Here is a 385-nt window from a genome sequence, read left to right as displayed (position 1 = left end):
CTATTGCCACGTTTGGGGTCAATGCGGCGGGGCTTGCGGTGATCGAGGAGATCGCAGTGATGGTCGTGAATGAGAACTGGATACCGTACGACTCCGTTCACGAACGGAAGCTGGTCGACGTCCTCGCAAGGATGAGGGACAAGAGCATCAAGGGATTGCGATATAACCTGCCGGCGGAGCAGCCGATCGCCAACGCGATGATACAGCGCCTCGGTCAGTCGATTGCGCTCTACATCGTGCCGGCTGGAGTCGACAACAAATTTGAGCTGATGCTGAACGACATGATCGAGGCGCGCCCGCAAATCGGTTCGTGGATCTGGCGCGTGAGTGACGCCGAGATGCCGTCACTACAACTGTAGCGGCCGCCTTAAGCGGCCGCGACAGG

At 59.0% G+C, this 385-nt stretch carries 1 protein-coding gene; it reads left to right on the top strand.

The window, feature by feature from the left end; all coding sequences use genetic code 11:
• On the top strand, positions 1-359 hold a 359-nt coding region (locus EOA24_RS41155), incomplete at its 5' end, for a DUF1173 family protein (protein ID WP_127410981.1).
• Between the last annotated feature and the right edge of the window lie 26 nt (positions 360-385).

The sequence above is a fragment of the Mesorhizobium sp. M2A.F.Ca.ET.039.01.1.1 genome (assembly GCF_003998035.1).
GTDB lineage: Bacteria > Pseudomonadota > Alphaproteobacteria > Rhizobiales > Rhizobiaceae > Mesorhizobium.
The sequence above is the reverse complement of the archived record's forward strand: the minus strand, read 5'-3'. Positions and strand labels throughout refer to the sequence as shown.